The sequence below is a fragment of the Peribacillus sp. SIMBA_075 genome, assembly GCF_046534585.1.
This window is the reverse complement of the sequence record NZ_JAWRYN010001399.1, coordinates 1-243: the sequence shown is the minus strand read 5'-3', so window position 1 is coordinate 243 and position 243 is coordinate 1. Positions and strand designations below refer to the sequence as shown.

1 protein-coding gene is annotated in these 243 nt (G+C 37.4%); it reads left to right on the top strand.

Going from position 1 to position 243, the window contains the following annotated elements:
- Window positions 1–238 (top strand): DUF6882 domain-containing protein (locus SB775_RS32935; protein WP_410865492.1); only part of this gene is annotated, 238 nt, incomplete at its 5' end.
- Between the last annotated feature and the right edge of the window lie 5 nt (window positions 239–243).

Here is a 243-nt window from a genome sequence, read left to right as displayed (position 1 = left end):
GTCTTGGGCTAATGAGCATATGACTGATTGTGCAAGAAGTAAATCTAACTGTTTGAAAGGTTTACAAAAGATTACAGGAAGTGAGGTTTTTATAAATTCACTTTTTGAATGCGACCAAGAAATGGCGCATGAGCTAGCAGCCTTTTCCATTGAATATTTAGATGCAGAAGGAATGTACATAGCACCAGGTGAGAGAAATGATTTGTTTATGGCTGTTATGTTACCGCATGCATTGTGAGTAGA